Below are 14753 nucleotides of genomic sequence, written 5' to 3'. Positions count from 1 at the left end.
GAGCCCCGGAGGCCCCGAAACCCCCATGCGAAATCAGGACGATTCCGTATCTGGATCGTTATCAATCCTCCCAACTCCCACACAAGCTGACGGCGGGACAGAAAGTCACGGGTCGGATTCGGTTATCCGGTCGGATTGCACGTGCGGGTACAACCGCCTTCTCGATCAACATATTTGTCGACAGGGAAGGTCGTCGGCCGGTCAGAACGGAGCTTCCACGGCATCACCCCCTCGCTCCTTGCCGTCCGCCTCGCCCGGCTCCCCCGCGCCCGACCGCCCGCCCGGCGGCAGCGCCCGCACCACGGGCGCCGTGACCGCCGCCGGGGGCGCCGGGGAGGGCGCCGCGGAGCCCCTGCGCGCCTCCACGGCGCTGACGATCCACTCCGGCACCACCTCTCCCCCCGCGTCCGCCCCCGCCGGCCCGGCGCCGCCCGGCGGCTGGCCGCGCACCCCGGCCGCCCAACGGAACGCCGTGGTACCACGGGTGAGGTCGTGTCCGACCGATCGGGCGTCGATCTCGGCCCGACTCCGCCGCACCTCGCCCTCCATCCACTCGCGCACCCGCAGCCGGCCGCTCACCAGCACCGGATCGCCCTTGGCGAGCGAACCGATCAGATTGACCGCCAGCGCCCGCCAGGCCGTCACCGTCAGCCACTGCGTCTCGCCGTCCACCCAGCACTCGCGCTGCCGGTCGTACCGCCGCTCGGTGCAGCCGAGCCGGAAGTTGGCCATCGGCACCCCGCCGCTGGTTTCGCCGTAACTCACCTCCGTCGCCACATTGCCGATCACCGTCACGTGCGTCTCGCTCACGGCACACCCTCCGTTCTCACCGGTGCACCGTACGGAATCGACGGTGCGCCTTGAGCGTGCGCTCCGAAGGAAATCCGGGCCACCGAGTTCCGAAATCCTGTGGATAACTCGGGCCTGTGCAACTCTTGTCACTCGCAGGGGTGAATTTCAGCCTTCCATCGCCGCTTCCGCCCTCATTTTTCGCGGCCATGACAACAAACCCGCTGCTCGCCGCCCCTCCGGCGCACCCCCGAACCACCGCCGAACCCGCCCCGGAAGCCGCCGGGAACGCCGCCCGGAACGCGCCCCGACAGCCGTCCGCGCACGTCACCCCACCGGCGCAACCGCGATTACGGCCCCCCACCCGCGCCGTCGGCGACACATTCTCCGTGCCGAATCCATAACGGGTGAGGAGGCAGCCCCGTAACGACTGCACAACGTCCGGCGCGGAACACTCCCAGACCGCTGCACTCACGGCCTTCACCTGCGATTATCGGACCGCTCCACCGAACCGACACACCAACGGCGGTGTCGTCACACCCGGCCGGGGAACCGGTCACCCTTATCCTGTCCCCGACAGGGCGAGGGCCCACCACCCCCACCCCCACCCTCAGGTACGGGGCCGGACAGCGCGCGCCCCGGCGCCCGCCAGCCCGATCCCGGCCACGGTCGCACCCGCCAGGGCGCCGCCCGTCCCGCCCCCATAGCTCAGCGGATAGAGCACCCGCCTTCTAAGCGGTAGGTCGCAGGTTCGAATCCTGCTGGGGGCACCACCCGCAATTCCCGCAGGCCGCCGCACCGACGGACACCTTCCGTGTCCGATGCGGGCCACCCGGTAATCCCGTACACCGACCGCCTCCGCGCGACCGCCGCGCGGACCCGGTGTCCACCCGTGTCATCCCGCGGCGGAAACGGGGCCGAAAACGGGGTCAATCGGAACAAGCGGAATTCCGGCCGGTGCGACCACCGCGACTCGCGCCGCTCCACACCGGTTCACGCCGACCTCGCACCGGCTCGCGCCGACCTCGCACCGGCTCGCGACGGCCCACCCCGACTCTCGCCGGTCAGCCCGCCAGCCCGGCCAGATAGGCGTCCAGCAACTCCGTCTGCCGCCGTGCCGGGAACTCCTCCGGAGCGAACAGCGCCTGCACCACCAGGCCCAGCACGAAGGCCTGCGCCCCCGCCGCCAGCGCGGCCGGGTCGGCCTGCGCCGGGAGCTCCCCCAGCCGCTGGGCCTCCGCGACGTGCGCCGTGAGCGCCGTGCGCGAGCGCGCGTAGCGGGCCGCGTGCGCGGCCGCCAGCTCCGGGTCGGCCAGGGCGTGGTCCCAGGAGCCGACCCAGATCCGGTTGTCGGCCGCGCTCTCGCCGTCCAGCGGCAGCACGTCCAGCAGCGACGCCCGCACCCGGGCCAGCCCGGCCGGCGGCGGGCTGCCGTCGGCGGGAGCGGTGCGCCGGGGCCGGGCCAGCGAGCGCCGGTCCAGCTCCTCCAGGGCGTGGCTGAGCAGCGCCCGCTTGTTCGGGAAGTAGTGCGTCAACATCCCGGTGGACGCGCCCAGTTCGGCGGCCACCGCGCGCAGGGTCAGCCCCTCGAAGCCCCGGGTGGAGAGCACCCGCCACACCCCCTCGGAAACCTCCGAGCGTCGGGCGTCATGGTCTCCACGGGCCGGTGTCATGGGGGCTATCGTACATACCAAACGTTTGTTATGAATGGTCCAGCCAACCTCAGCACCACCCGTGAAAGGCCGCCCGTGTTTGCCGTACCGCTCACCGAGAACGCCGAACTGCGCCCGCTGGAGCCCTGGCAGGCCCCCGAGTTCCTGACCCACCTCGACCGCGCCCGCGCCCACACCGACCCGTGGATCCCCTGGGCCACCTTCTCGGTCGACCTGGACTCCGCCCGCGCCACCCTCCAGCGCTACGCCGACGGCCTGGCCGCCGACCAGAAGCGGATCTACGGCATCTGGCTGGACGGCACGCTGGTCGGCGGCGTGATGTTCGTCAGCTTCGACGCCCGGTCCGGCGTCTGCGAGATCGGCGCCTGGACCGAGCCCGCCGGCGAGGGCCACGGGCTGATCACCCGCGCCGTCAGGCAGCTGCTCGACTACGCCTTCGTCACCCGCGGCATGCACCGCGCCGAGTGGTGGTGCTCCTCCGTCAACGCCCGCAGCCGGGCGGTCGCCGAGCGGCTCGGCATGACCCGCGACGGCGTGCTGCGCGAGTGGTACCCGTACAACGGGGTCCGCTACGACAAGGAGATCTGGGCCATCCTGGCCTCCGAGTGGACCAGCCAGGCCTGAAACCCGTACGGCACGGGGCCCGGTGGACTCCCCGTCCACCGGGCCCCGCAACCGCACCGCGCCTCCGAGCACCGCGCCTCCGGCCGTCAGGCCGCCGGCGCCTCCTGCGCCGTCCGCAGCCGCAGCACGCACAGCAGCGCCAGGACCAGCACCCCGCCCGCCGACAGGAACACCACGTCCACCGCGTCCGTGAAGCTGCGCACCGCGTGCTCGTGCGCCGCGCCGGTCAGCGTGCGGACCGCGCCGAGCGGCCGCCCCGGCTCGCCCGCCTCGAAGGCCCGGGCCAGCACGGTGCCGAAGAGCGCCGCGCCGAGCGCGCTGCCGAGGCTCTGGAAGAACCGGATGCCGGTGGTCGCCACCCCCAGCTGGTGCCGGGGCGCGGCCTCCTGCACCACCGTGATCAACTGGCCGATCAGCTGGCCCAGCCCGCAGCCCAGCAGGGCGAGTTCGGCCAGCACCGCCCACAGCCCGGTGTCCGGTCCGCTGAGGCCGAGCAGCGCGAGGGCGAGCGCCGCGCAGCCGGCGCCGACGGCCAGGGAGGTCCGGGGCGGGTGGCCGCGCCCGGTCAGCCGGTCGACCAGGATCCCGGCCCCGGTCATCCCGGCCGCCAGCGGAACCAGGTAGAGGCTGGCCGCGGTCGGACTGACGCCCCGGGCGACCTGCAGGTAGAGCATCACGTACATGATCGAGCCGATCATGCCCATCCCGACCAGGCCCTGGACCGCGAAGCCCAGCCGCACCGCACGGATCCGGAACAGCGAGAGCGGCAGCACCGGCTCGGCCGCGGTGGCCTGGCGCCACAGGAAGAGACCGAACGCGCCCAGGGTGGCGGCGGCCAGCCCGAGGATCACCGGGGACGTCCAGCCGTAGTCCTTGCCGCCCCACTCGGTGACCAGCAGCAGCCCGGTCGCGAAGGCCGCCGCGAGGGCCGCGCCGACGAAGTCCAGGCTCCGGCGGCCGGGCACCGACGGGACCTTGACCACCAGGGCGACGCCGACCAGCACCAGCAAGCCGAGCGGCAGGTTGACGTAGAAGATCCAGCGCCAGCTGAGGTGGTCGGTGAGCAGCGCGCCGATCAGCGGTCCGACCGCCATGCCGAGGCCCGCGACGATGCCGCCCACCGCCCCGCCCTTGCCGGCGCCGCGCTCCGCCGGGTCCTTGAGCTGGGCGATGACCACCATGGTGACGCTCATCAGCCCGCCGCCGCCGATCCCCTGCACCGCCCGGAAGGCGATCAGCTGGTCCATCGACTGCGCCGCGCCGCAGAGCCCCGAGCCGAGCAGGAAGGTGCCGACGGCTCCGAGCAGCACCCGCTTCGCGCCGTAGACGTCGCAGAGCTTGCCGTACAGCGGCAGCAGCGCGGTGGCGGCCAGGGCGAACGCGCTGACCAACCAGGGCAGCCGGTCGACGCCGTGGACGGGGTCGAGCTCCCGGACGATCGGCACGGTGGCCGCCGACACGATGTTCATGTCGAGCACCGCCAGCACGATCGTGACCAGGCAGAGCAGCATGCCCACCTTCCGCTGGGCGGGTGTCATCAGCGCGGCGGCGGCGGGGTCGGGCGGTGCGGTTGCGACGGCGGTGGCCATGGTCGAGTCCCCCCAGGGTCCGTGGAGTCAGGGCCGGACCGGTGCGGTCCGGCGGGCACGGCACCACCATGACAGCGTTTTTGGACCGGGTCAATTCTTCATCCAGACCAATCTTTTGGCCGAGCAAATCTTTCTGCCGGGTCAACATTTGAGCCTGGTACAGTCCCCCCATGGCGATGCGACCCGCACAGGACTTCGGCCCCGACGTCGACCTCGACGCGCTCCCGCTGCGCGAGCGCAAGAAGTTCCAGACCGGCATGCGGATCTTCCGCACCGCCATCGCGCTCTTCACCGAGCGCGGCTTCGACCAGGTCTCGGTCGCGGAGATCGCCGCCGCCGCCGAGGTGTCCAAGATGACCGTCTTCAACTACTTCCCCACCAAGGAAGACCTGGTCATGGGCCCGATGGAGCAGCACCTCGACGAGCCGGCCCGGGCGGTGCGCGACCGCGCCCCGGGCACCTCGGCGGTGACGGCGCTGCGCGAGCACTTCCTCGCCGCCCTGGGGCGCTTCGACCCGGCCAGCGGGCTGAACGACGACGGGATGGTGCTGGACGTGGTCCGGCTGATCCACCGCACCCCGGTGCTGACCGCGCGCGCCACCTTCGGCTTCGACCAGCTGGCGCACGCCGCGCTGTCCGCCGAACTGCTCGCCCAGGACCCGGCCCACGACGAGCTGACCGCCCGGGTCGCCACCGCCCAGGTGCTGGCCGTCCGGGTCTCGCTGATCGCCGCCAACCACCGCCGGATGCTCGCCGGCGAGCGCGCCGCCGACGCCCTGCCCGCCGCGCTGGAGGAGGCCCGCCGCGCCTTCACCCTGGTCGAACACGGACTCGGCGACTACTGCACCCGCGCCGCCTGAGAGAGTTGGCGCACCACGACCGACCGGAGGTGCGCATGGACCAGCCGCTGCTCACGCGGGACCGCTCCGCCCTGCCCGCGCGGGCCGAGGGCCTCAACGCGTACGTCGGCGAGGACGGCGTCGCGGTGCTGGAGTTCGCCCGCCCGCACCGCCGCAACGCGGTGACCCTGGCGATCTGGCGGGCGCTGCCCGAGGTGCTGGACCAGTTGGCCGGCCACGAAGGCGTGCGCGTCCTGCTGCTCACCGGCGCCGGCAACACCTTCAGCGCGGGCGCGGACATCGCCGAACTCTCCGAGGTGTACGGCGATCCGGACCGCGCGGAGGCCTACCACAAGACCAACGTCGCCGCCGAGGAGGCGCTGGCCGCCTTCCCGCACCCGACCCTCGCCGTGGTGCACGGCGCCTGCGTCGGCGGCGGCTGCCAACTGGCCGTCGCCTGCGACCTGCGGTTCGTCGCCGAGGACGCCCGGCTCGGGATCACCCCGGCCAAGCTCGGCGTGGTCTACCCGGCGGTGCCGACCGTACGGCTGGCCCGGCTGGTCGGCCCGGCCCGGGCCAAGTACCTGCTGTTCTCCGGCGAGTTGGTGACCGGCCGGGACGCCCTGCCGCTGGGCCTGGCCGAACGCGTCCTGCCGGACGCCGAACTGGACGCCGCCGCCCTCGACTTCGCCCGGCTGCTGACCCGCCGCTCGACCCACACCATCGGCGCGGCCAAGGCCGTGCTGGACGCGCCGGCCGAGCGGGCCGACGAGGCCCTGGCACCCTGGCTGCTCCGCTCCCGCGAGGGCTCGGACGTCCGCGAGGGCCTGGCCGCCTTCCTGGAGGGCCGCCCCGCCCGGTTCTGAGCACCCCCCGGTGCCGGGCGACCCCGGTTCCGGGCATCCGCCCCCCTGCACGAGCGTCCACCCGAAACCCGTCCACCCCTTCACGCCCCCCGGAGCACCCACCCCGATGACCGCCGAGACCGCGGCCGCACCCGCCCCCACCCCCCGGACGACCTGGGCCCGCCGCATCACCGACGGCCTGGAGCCGAAGAACGTGATCATCGCGCTGCTCCCGCTGCTGGGCGGCCTCCGCTACGGCCGGCCGGGCATCGGCTGGGCGCTGTTCGCCGTCGTGTTCGCCGCCGTCGTCCCGACCCTGATCATCCGGTACGGCATGCGCAGGGGCACCGTGGCGGACCGTCACGTCGGCCAGCGGAAGCGCCGGCTGACCGTCCTGCCGCTGATCATGGGCTCGGTGCTGCTCAGCTTCGGGGTGATGATCGGACTGGACGCCCCGGCCGACCTGACCGCACTGGTGCTGGCGATGTTCGCCTCACTGGTGCCGATCCTGGTGATCACCGCTTGGTGGAAGGTCTCCGTGCACACCGCCGTGGCCACCGGCGCGGTGGTCTGCCTCGCCATCGCGCTCGGCCCGCTCTGGCTGCTGCTCCTCCCACTGGTCCCGGTGATCGGGTGGTCCCGGGTGGTGCTGCGGGACCACACCACCGCGCAGACCGTCGTCGGCGCGGTGGTGGGCGCGCTCACCGCCGGGCTCACCTTCTGGCTGGCCCGGTAGCGGTCAGCGGATCGGCATCCCCGAGATCGCCCGGGCGATCACCAGCCGCTGGATCTCGCTGGTCCCCTCGAAGATCGAGTAGATGGCGCTGTCCCGGTGCATCCGCTCCACCGGGTACTCCCGGGTGAAGCCGTTGCCGCCGAGGATCTGCATCGCCTGCGCGGTCACGTACTTGGCCGTCTCCCCCGCGTACAGCTTGGACATCGAGCCCTCGGCCGCGGTGAACGGCTGGTTGTTGACCGCCATCCAGGACGCCCGCCACACCAGCAGCCGGGCCGCGTCGATCCGGGTCCGCATGTCGGCGAGCTGGAAGGCCACGCCCTGGTTGTCGATGATCGGCCGACCGAACTGCTCCCTGGTCCTGGCGTAGTCCAGCGCCACCTCGTACGCGGCCCGGGCGATGCCGATCGCCTGCGCGCCGACGGCCGGGCGGGAGGCCTCGAAGGTGGCCATCGCCGCGTTGCCCCGGCCGCCCGGGCGCTTGACGCCCTCGCGGGCCCGGGCGAGCCGCTCGTCCAGCTTCTCCTTGCCGCCGAGCAGGCAGCTGCCGGGCACCCGGACGCCGTCCAGCACCACCTCGGCGGTGTGCGAGGCGCGGATGCCGTGCTTCTTGAACTTCTGGCCCTGGCTCAGCCCCGGGGTGCCGGGCGGTACGACGAAGGACGCCTGGCCCTTGGCGCCGAGCTCCGGGTCGACGGTGGCGACCACCACGTGGACGGCGGCGATCCCGCCGTTGGTGGCCCAGGTCTTGGTGCCGTCGAGCACCCACTCGTCCTTGGCCCGGTCGTAGACCGCCCGGGTGCGCAGCGCCGAGACGTCGGAGCCGGCGTCGGGCTCGGAGGAGCAGAAGGCGGCCACCTTGACGTCCTCGGGGGTGCCGAACATCTGCGGGGTCCAGGTGCCGATCTGCTCGTCGGTGCCGTTGGCCAGCACCGCGACGGCGGCCAGGGTGGTGCCCACGATGGACAGTCCGATGCCCGCGTCGCCCCAGAAGAGCTCCTCCATGGCGATCGGGATGCCGACGCCGGAGGGGTCGAAGTACTGCTGGGCGTAGAAGTCCAGCGAGTAGATGCCGAGCTTGGCGGCCTCCTGGATGACCGGCCAGGGGGTCTCCTCGCGCTCGTCCCACTCGGCCGCGGCCGGCCGCATCACGTCGGCGGCGAAGCCGTGCAGCCAGTCGCGTACGGCGAGCTGGTCCGCGCCCGGGTCCAGCGAGAACGTGCTGCTCATGATGCTTTCCTCCCAAGACGTGGGCGTCCGACCTGCGGCCGACCGGGGTGTTACCTCGGGTAACATCGTCGGAGTCTGCTACTGATTGGTAACCGGTGTCAACGCCCAGGCAGGCCCCGTCGAACCCGATCCCGAGGAGCAGCGCATGTCCCGAGAGCCCCGCCGCGAGCAGCTGCTCAACGCCGCCGACCGGGTCATCCAGCGCGAGGGGCCGGGCGCCAGCATGAACGCCATCGCCGCCGAGGCCGGCATCACCAAGCCGATCCTCTACCGCCACTTCGGCGACCGGAACGGCCTGATCGGGGCCCTGACCGAGCGCCACACCAGCGGACTGCTGGCCGCCGTCCGGGCCGCCCTCGCCGAACCGCTGGAGCGCCGCGACCGGGTCGAGCACGTGCTGGACACCTACCTCGCCGGGATCGAGGCCCGCCCCCAGGTCTACCGGCTGCTCACCCACCCGGAGCCGGGCGACCCGAGCGGCGCGGGCAACGCGCTCGCTCCCGCGCTCAGGCAGATCGCCGAGGAGATCACCCGGGCCGTGCAGAGCCAGGTCGACCTCGGCGCCGACCGCGAGCTGCTCGCCGAGGCCTGGGGCCGGGGCATCACCGGCATGGTGCTGGCCGCCGGGGACTGGTGGCTGGAGGCCAGGCCCTGCTCGCGCACCCGGATGGTGCAGGCGCTGGCCGACCTCCTCTGGGGCCGGCTGGCCGCCGCCGCGGAGCTCCCGACCGCCGTCCTGCCGCCGGCACCCGAACCGTCCGCCGACTGAGCCGTCCGCCGGCCGAGACGTCGGCCGAGACGTCGGCCGAACCGCCTGCCCGCCGAACCGCCGACCGACCGCCGGCCGGACCGTTCGCGGACCGAACTCTTGTGCCGCGCACGGCGGTCCGGGCATCATCGGGCCCCACCCCACCCCCCGCCGTGCGAGGTCCCCGATGCGCCTGCGCCGAACCGCCGTCGCCCTGCTGCTCGCCGCCGCCGCCACCCTCACCGCCGCCCCCACCGCCCCCGCCTCGGACCACGGCGGGCCACCGGACCGCTTCCCCACCGGCACCGTCACCGCCGACGACGGCCGCACCGCCCTCACCGACGCTCAGGGCCGCCGCCTGCGGCTGCGCGGCTTCAACCTCGACAAGTACGCCGAGGCCAGCCCGGCCGACCTCGACGCCGTCGCCGCCCAGGGCTTCACCCTGGTCCGGCTGCCGGTCTCCTGGACCAGGCTGGAGCCCGAACGCGGCCGGCTCGACCCCACCGAGCTGCACCGCCTGCAACGGCTCCTCGACCGGGCCGACCGGCTGGGCCTGCTGGTCCTGGTCGACTTCCACCAGGACGTGTACGGGCCGAAGTTCGGCGGCGGCACCAACGGCATCCCCGTCTGGGCCACCCGGGACGACGGGCTGCCGTTCACCCCGGACCCGGACGACTGGTTCGCCGGCTACTTCCAGCCGGCCGTCCAGGCCGCCTTCCAGCACCTCTACGACGATCCGGACCTGCGCGCCTGGCAGGCCGACTTCTACACCCGGCTCGCCCATGAACTGCGCGGCCACCGCTCCCTGCTGGGCTACGACCTGTTCAACGAGCCGTTCGGCCCGGTGGACGGCGACCCGAGCGACCCGGCCGTGCTGGCCGCCGCCTCCGCCGCCCTGGAGGAGGGCCGGCTCCCCGACATGTACCGCCGCCTGATCGCCGCCGTGCGGCGGGTCGACTCCCGCTCCTGGCTGTTCGTCGAGCCGACCGTGCTGGTCGGCCAGGGCGTGCCCACCCACCTGCCCGGGCTCGCCGACCCGCGCCCCGGCGCGCCCCGGCTCGGCTACGCGCCGCACTTCTACGACACCGCGGTCGAGGGCGGCGCCGACTGGGACCCGGCCGGCGGCTTCGTGGAGCGGTACACCGCCGCGGTCACCGGCTACCCGGCCGCCCACCGCCTGCCCGTGCTGGTCGGCGAGTGGGGCCCGCCGGACTCCCGCACCCCGGGCAACACCGAACTGGTCCGCCGTCAGGTCGCCGCGATGGACGGCTTCGCCGAGGGCTGGACGATGTGGTACTGGTGCCGGGGCGACGGCGGCTACTGCGCGCTCGACCCGGCCGGACGCCCCGCCCCCGGCGACGAGCCCGCCTTCGGCCCGTACCCGGTGGCCGTCGCGGGCACGGAGGTCCGCACCGGCTCCGGCCCCGGCGGCAGCACCGTGCGCTGGCGCGCCGACGGCACCGGCCGCGGCAGCGAACTCCTGCTGCCCCCGGCCGCGTTCCCGCGCGGCGCCCGGGTGGCCGTCTCCCCCGCCGGCGCCCGGGTCGAGGTCGAGCAGCCGACGGACGGGCGTGCGGGAACCGTACGCGTCCGGCTCCCGCACGCCCGCCCGGGCACCACCGTGACGGTCTCGCTCAGCGCACGATGAGCACGGTGGGCACGCAGGGTGCGCCGGGCCGGTCGCGCGCACCGGGAGAGCCGGGCGCGCCGGTCACAGCAGGCCCCGGCGGGCCAGCAGCGGCCCGGTCTCCGGCGCCCGGCCGACGACCGCGCGGAAGGACTCCAGCGGGTCCTGGCTGAACCCGCGCGCCAGCAGCTCGCGCCGGAACAGCTCGCCGCTCTCCCGCACGCCGAGGCCGTTCTCCTCGAACCACCGCACGGTGTCGGCGTCCAGCACCTCCGACCAGATGTACGCGTAGTACGCCGCGCTGTAGCCGCTGGCGAAGACGTGCTGGAAGTACGCCGTCCGGTAGCGCGGCGGGATCGCCTCCACCGCGATCCCGGCCGCGGCCAGCGCCCGCGCCTCGAACTCCTCGGCGTCCGCGATCCGCTCGCCCCGCGGCACCGTGTGCCACGCCCAGTCCAGCAGCGAGGCCGCCAGGTACTCCACCGTCCGGAAGCCCTGCCCGAAGCCCTCGGCCGCCGTCATCCGCTCGACCAGTCCGGCCGGCAGCGGCTCCCCGGTCGCGTGGTGGCGGGCGTAGTTGGCCAGCACCTCCGGCCGGACCATCCACATCTCGTTGACCTGCGAGGGGAACTCGACGAAGTCCCGGGGCACCGAGGTGCCCGAGAACAGCGGGTAGCGCACGTCCGAGAACAGCCCGTGCAGCGCGTGCCCGAACTCGTGGAAGAGCGTGCGCACCTCGTCCCAGCCCATCAGCGCCGGCTCGCCGGGCGCCGGGCGCGGGATGTTGAGGTTGTTCAGCACCACCGGCCGCTTCCCGGTCAGCCCGGACTGGTCCACCAGCGTGTCCATCCAGGCACCGCCGCGCTTGGACGCCCGGGCGTGGAAGTCGCCGATGAACAGGCCCAGCGGGGTGCCGTCCTCCTCGAACACCTCGAAGACCCGCGCGTCCGGGTGGTGGGCCGTCAGGTCCGGCCGCTCGGTGAAGGTCACCCCGTACGCCAGGTTCGCGGCGAAGAACACGCCGTCCCGCAGCACCCGCTCCAGCTCGAAGTACGGGCGCAGCGCCGCCGCGTCCACCTGGTAGGAGCTCTGCCGGACCTTCTCCGAGTAGTACGCCCAGTCGTGCGCGGCGATCTCCCCGATCCCGTCGGCGGCGGCCTCCCGGGCCAGCTCCTCGGCCTCCCGGCGGGCCATCGCCACGGCCGGGCCGACCAGCCGGGACAGCAGCGCGGAGACCGCCTCGACGGTGCCGGCCGTCTCGTCGGCCACCACGTACGCGGCGTGGCTCGGGTACCCCAGCAGCTCGGCCCGCTCGGCCCGCAGCCCGGCCATCCGGATCGCCAGCGGGCCGTTGACCTCGACGCCCCGGCCGAGCGAGGCGGCCAGCAGCCGCTCGCGCACCGAGCGGTCGGTCAGCTGGGCCAGCTCGGGCTGGGCGGAGGTGTTCCGCACGCTCAGCACGTACTTGCCCGGGTGGCCGAGCACCCGGGCGTTCTCCGCCGCCCCGGCGATCGCGCCCTCGGACAGCCCGGCCAGCTCCTCGGCGGAGTCCAGGACGAGCGCGGCGGCCCGGCTGTCGGCGTTCACGTTCTGCTGGAACGTGGTGCCGAGCGCGGCGAGTTCGGCGTTCAGCTCGCGCAGCCGGGCCTGCTCGGCCGCGCCCAGCCGGGCGCCGGAGCGCACGAAGGCGGTGTAGCGGCGCTCCAGCAGGCGCAGTGACTCCGGGTCCAGGCCGAGCGCGGCGCGGTCCTCGTACAGCGCCTCGATCCGGGCGAACAGCGCGCGGTCCAGGTGGATCGCGTCGTGGTGGGCGGCGAGCAGCGGGCTCACCTTCGCCTCCACCTCGTCCAGCACGTCGGTGGTGTCCGAGGCGGACTGGTTGCGGAACACCGCGTCGACCCGGCGCAGCAGCTCCCCGGAACGCTCCAGGGCGACCAGGGTGTTCTCGAAGGTCGGCAGGCTCCGGTCCGCGGTGATCGCCGCGATCTCGGCCAGCTGCTCGGCCATCCCCCGCTCGTACGCGGGCAGGTAGTGCTCCTCGCGGATCTCGGCGAACGGCGGGAGCTCGTAGACCAGGGGGCTGGCCTGGAAGAACGGGTTCTCGGTCATTCCGCGACCCTACGCCGTGTCCTGCGCCCTGCCCACGTGCTTTTGCAGCCCGGCGCGGGCCCGCCCGCCGGTGCCGTCGCGGCCGCCTGCCGCCCGCCTGCCGCCCGTTGTCGTACCCACCCGTTAACGTCGACCCCGCGGACCCGTCGGTCACGGGCCGCGGCGCGCCCGCCCGCGCCCCGTACCGTACCCGCACGCCCCACCGCGCGCCGGAGAGGAGCAGCCCCCGTGGCACCCAGGACGGCCCTCGCGCCCGACCCGCACGGCCCCGGCGGCCGGCTCCAGCCGCTGGACGACGCAGGCGCCCCGCTCGGCCCGCCGGAGGCGGTGCGGGACCTCGCCGCCGCCGTCGCCGCCCGGGAGGCCGCCGACCGTCCTCGCTGGGTCTGGGCCGCCGCCGACTCCGGGTACGCCCCGCTGCTGCCGCGCCTGCCCGACCGGCTCGCCCGCTGCCACGACCTGCGGCTGGTCGAGGCACTGCTGCTGGCGCACGAGGGCCGGTTCGGCGCGCCGCGTTCGCTCGGCGCCGCCTGGTCCCGGCTGCGCGGCCTGCCCGTCCCGGAGGACCTGCCGGAGCCGGGCCCGGCCGACGCGGACGACGGCCAGGACACCCTGTTCGCCCCCGACCGGCTGCAACTGCCGCCCGGCGCCGACCCGTTGGCCGCCGTGGTCGCCGTCCACGCCGAACAGCAGCGCCGGATCGCCGCCATCGCCGACCCGGGCGCCCGGCAGCGGTTCCGGCTGCTGGTCGCCGCCGAGTCGGCCGGGGCCCTGGTGGCCGCCGAGACGGCGCACGACGGCCTGCCCTGGCGGGCCGACGTCCACGACCGGCTGCTCACCGAGCTGCTCGGCCCCCGCCCGACCGTCCCCGGCACCCAGCCCAGGGTCCTCGCCGAACTCGCCGTCGACCTCCAACAGGCCCTCGGCGCCAAGCCGTTCAACGCCGACTCGCACACCCAGGTGCTGCGCGCCTTCGCCGAGGCGGGCATCCAGCTCGGCTCCACCCGCTCCTGGGAGCTCAAGGGCGTCGACCACCCGGCCGCGCAGCTGCTGGTCCGCTACAAGGAGCTGTCCCGGATCCACGTCGCGCACGGCTGGGCCTGGCAGGACGCCTGGGCCCGCGGCGGCCGGTTCCGGCCCGAGTACGTGGTCGGCGGCGTGGTCTCCGGCCGCTGGGCCAGCCGCGGCGGCGGCGCCCTGCAGATCCCGCGCATCCTGCGCCGCGCCGTGGTCGCCGACCCGGGCTGGCTGCTGGTGGTCGCCGACGCCGCCCAGCTGGAGCCCCGGGTGCTCGCCGCGCTCTCCCAGGACGCCGGGCTGGCCCGCACCGCCGCCGGCGGCGACCTGTACGAGGCGCTCGCCGCCCACGCCTTCCAGGGCGACCGCGACAAGGCCAAGCTCGGCCTGCTCGGCGCCATGTACGGGCAGACCAGCGGCGACATCGGCCCGCTGCTGAACACCCTGCACCGCCGCTACCCGGCCGCGATGGGCTACGTGGAGGCCGCCGCCCGCACCGGCGAGGACGGCGGCGTGGTCGCCTCCCGGCTCGGCCGGGTCTGTCCGCCCGCCTCGGCCGACTTCCTCGACCTCACCGAGGGCGACACCGCGGGCGAGGCCGGCGGCCGCACCGCCCGGGCCCGCGGCCGCTTCACCCGCAACTTCGTCATCCAGGCCAGCGCCGCCGACTGGGCGCTGGCCCTGCTCGCCGCGCTGCGCCGCCGGCTGAACGAACTGCCGGCGGCAGGCCCGGCGGACCGTCCGCACCTGGTGTTCTTCCAGCACGACGAGGTGATCGTGCACACCCCGGCGAACCTCGCCGACGAGGTGGCCGCCGCCGTCGCCGAGGCGGGCGACGAAGCCCGCCGACTGGTGTTCGGCGACACCCCGGTGCGCTTCCCGCTCAGCACGGCGGTGGTGGACTGCTACGCGGACGCCAAGTGAGCG

General features: G+C 74.4%; 12 protein-coding genes and 1 tRNA gene. 8 read left to right on the top strand and 5 right to left on the bottom strand.

What is annotated here, in order from left to right; all coding sequences use genetic code 11:
- Nucleotides 1-201: 201 nt before the first annotated feature.
- A complete protein-coding gene (locus ACZ5GH_RS24890; RefSeq protein WP_387757827.1) occupies nucleotides 202-810 on the bottom strand; it encodes a single-stranded DNA-binding protein in 609 nt (202 codons plus the stop codon).
- A gap of 676 nt (nucleotides 811-1486) precedes the next feature.
- On the opposite strand from ACZ5GH_RS24890, the gene ACZ5GH_RS24885 reads away from it, so the two are divergent.
- Nucleotides 1487-1562 (top strand) — tRNA-Arg (locus tag ACZ5GH_RS24885).
- A gap of 291 nt (nucleotides 1563-1853) precedes the next feature.
- Here ACZ5GH_RS24885 and ACZ5GH_RS24880 read toward each other — a convergent pair.
- Nucleotides 1854-2462 (bottom strand): TetR/AcrR family transcriptional regulator, encoded by a 609-nt coding sequence (locus ACZ5GH_RS24880; protein WP_464335265.1) that lies wholly within the window; start codon nucleotides 2460-2462, stop codon nucleotides 1854-1856.
- A 75-nt stretch (nucleotides 2463-2537) separates the two neighbouring features.
- Between ACZ5GH_RS24880 and ACZ5GH_RS24875 the strand changes: the two genes are divergently transcribed.
- Nucleotides 2538-3086, top strand: a complete 549-nt coding sequence (locus ACZ5GH_RS24875) for a GNAT family N-acetyltransferase (protein WP_387757824.1) — start codon at nucleotides 2538-2540, stop codon at nucleotides 3084-3086.
- A gap of 86 nt (nucleotides 3087-3172) precedes the next feature.
- Here ACZ5GH_RS24875 and ACZ5GH_RS24870 read toward each other — a convergent pair whose 3' ends face one another.
- Complete coding sequence (locus tag ACZ5GH_RS24870; protein WP_464335264.1) at nucleotides 3173-4675, bottom strand: MFS transporter; 1503 nt, start codon at nucleotides 4673-4675, stop codon at nucleotides 3173-3175.
- A gap of 170 nt (nucleotides 4676-4845) precedes the next feature.
- On the opposite strand from ACZ5GH_RS24870, the gene ACZ5GH_RS24865 reads away from it, so the two are divergent.
- The 3 genes from ACZ5GH_RS24865 (at nucleotide 4846) to ACZ5GH_RS24855 (ending at nucleotide 7095) form a co-directional block, all read left to right on the top strand.
- The gene (locus ACZ5GH_RS24865; protein WP_387757819.1) at nucleotides 4846-5535 is read left to right on the top strand and encodes a TetR family transcriptional regulator; all 690 of its coding nucleotides are present in this window, start codon (nucleotides 4846-4848) and stop codon (nucleotides 5533-5535) included.
- Nucleotides 5536-5570: 35 nt separating this feature from the next.
- On the top strand, nucleotides 5571-6380 hold the full coding sequence (locus ACZ5GH_RS24860) for an enoyl-CoA hydratase/isomerase family protein (protein ID WP_387757817.1): 810 nt from the start codon (nucleotides 5571-5573) through the stop codon (nucleotides 6378-6380).
- Nucleotides 6381-6486: 106 nt separating this feature from the next.
- Complete coding sequence (locus tag ACZ5GH_RS24855) at nucleotides 6487-7095, top strand: phosphatase PAP2 family protein (protein WP_387757815.1); 609 nt, start codon at nucleotides 6487-6489, stop codon at nucleotides 7093-7095.
- 3 nt (nucleotides 7096-7098) lie between these two features.
- On the opposite strand, the gene ACZ5GH_RS24850 is transcribed toward ACZ5GH_RS24855, so the two are convergent.
- Nucleotides 7099-8325, bottom strand: coding sequence for an acyl-CoA dehydrogenase family protein (locus tag ACZ5GH_RS24850; RefSeq protein ID WP_387757813.1), 1227 nt, complete (start codon nucleotides 8323-8325; stop codon nucleotides 7099-7101).
- A gap of 145 nt (nucleotides 8326-8470) precedes the next feature.
- Here ACZ5GH_RS24850 and ACZ5GH_RS24845 point away from each other — a divergent pair, with 145 nt between their 5' ends.
- Both ACZ5GH_RS24845 and ACZ5GH_RS24840 read left to right on the top strand, forming a co-directional pair.
- Nucleotides 8471-9094: a TetR/AcrR family transcriptional regulator gene (locus tag ACZ5GH_RS24845; RefSeq protein WP_387757812.1), complete on the top strand. Its 624-nt coding sequence runs from the start codon at nucleotides 8471-8473 to the stop codon at nucleotides 9092-9094.
- Between the two features lie 166 nt (nucleotides 9095-9260).
- Nucleotides 9261-10721 (top strand): cellulase family glycosylhydrolase, encoded by a 1461-nt coding sequence (locus ACZ5GH_RS24840; RefSeq protein ID WP_464335263.1) that lies wholly within the window; start codon nucleotides 9261-9263, stop codon nucleotides 10719-10721.
- Between the two features lie 63 nt (nucleotides 10722-10784).
- Here ACZ5GH_RS24840 and ACZ5GH_RS24835 read toward each other — a convergent pair whose 3' ends face one another.
- The gene (locus tag ACZ5GH_RS24835) at nucleotides 10785-12809 is read right to left on the bottom strand and encodes a M3 family metallopeptidase (RefSeq protein ID WP_387757809.1); all 2025 of its coding nucleotides are present in this window, start codon (nucleotides 12807-12809) and stop codon (nucleotides 10785-10787) included.
- Between the two features lie 228 nt (nucleotides 12810-13037).
- On the opposite strand from ACZ5GH_RS24835, the gene ACZ5GH_RS24830 reads away from it, so the two are divergent.
- Entirely contained in the window at nucleotides 13038-14750 is a 1713-nt protein-coding gene (locus tag ACZ5GH_RS24830; RefSeq protein WP_464335262.1) for a bifunctional 3'-5' exonuclease/DNA polymerase, read from the top strand.
- Nucleotides 14751-14753 lie beyond the last annotated feature (3 nt).

The organism is Kitasatospora sp. Xyl93 (assembly GCF_055383135.1).
The sequence above is the reverse complement of the archived record's forward strand: the minus strand, read 5'-3'. Positions and strand labels throughout refer to the sequence as shown.

Bases quoted from the DNA above. Each gene is read 5' to 3' on its own strand.
- ACZ5GH_RS24880 (WP_464335265.1), bottom strand. From the start codon at position 2,462: ATGACACCGGCCCGTGGAGACCATGACGCCCGACGCTCGGAGGTTTCC.
- ACZ5GH_RS24870 (WP_464335264.1), bottom strand. From the start codon at position 4,675: ATGGCCACCGCCGTCGCAACCGCACCGCCCGACCCCGCCGCCGCCGCG.
- ACZ5GH_RS24865 (WP_387757819.1), top strand. From the start codon at position 4,846: ATGGCGATGCGACCCGCACAGGACTTCGGCCCCGACGTCGACCTCGAC.
- ACZ5GH_RS24860 (WP_387757817.1), top strand. From the start codon at position 5,571: ATGGACCAGCCGCTGCTCACGCGGGACCGCTCCGCCCTGCCCGCGCGG.
- ACZ5GH_RS24855 (WP_387757815.1), top strand. From the start codon at position 6,487: ATGACCGCCGAGACCGCGGCCGCACCCGCCCCCACCCCCCGGACGACC.
- ACZ5GH_RS24850 (WP_387757813.1), bottom strand. From the start codon at position 8,325: ATGAGCAGCACGTTCTCGCTGGACCCGGGCGCGGACCAGCTCGCCGTA.
- ACZ5GH_RS24845 (WP_387757812.1), top strand. From the start codon at position 8,471: ATGTCCCGAGAGCCCCGCCGCGAGCAGCTGCTCAACGCCGCCGACCGG.
- ACZ5GH_RS24840 (WP_464335263.1), top strand. From the start codon at position 9,261: ATGCGCCTGCGCCGAACCGCCGTCGCCCTGCTGCTCGCCGCCGCCGCC.
- ACZ5GH_RS24835 (WP_387757809.1), bottom strand. From the start codon at position 12,809: ATGACCGAGAACCCGTTCTTCCAGGCCAGCCCCCTGGTCTACGAGCTC.